1 protein-coding gene is annotated in these 244 nt (G+C 39.8%); it reads left to right on the forward strand.

What is annotated here, in order from left to right; translation table 11 throughout:
* Positions 1 to 244, forward strand: a 244-nt coding sequence (locus tag ACE01P_RS24500; RefSeq protein ID WP_379701678.1) for a condensation domain-containing protein, incomplete at both ends; no start/stop codon positions are given.

The raw sequence follows: 244 nt of genomic DNA on the forward strand, positions 1-244 counted from the left end.
GAGAACTGCAACAGGAAAAGCATCGAGCGTCAGAAGATTTCTGGCTGAATCAATTCTCAGGAGAGCTGCCTGTTTTAAACTTGCCAAGCTTTAAACCCCGCCCTTTAGTTCAAACTTTTAATGGAGCAAGTTTAGCACATGAATTCTCCAAGTCATTTTTAGATAAGTTAAAAAGTTTTTCAGAGCAACACCAATGCACTTTGTTTATGACTCTCATGGCAGGCGTCAAAGTGCTTTTGCATAA

This window comes from Flavobacterium sp. HJSW_4 (assembly GCF_042436695.1).
In the GTDB taxonomy this organism is placed as follows: Bacteria; Bacteroidota; Bacteroidia; order Flavobacteriales; family Flavobacteriaceae; genus Flavobacterium.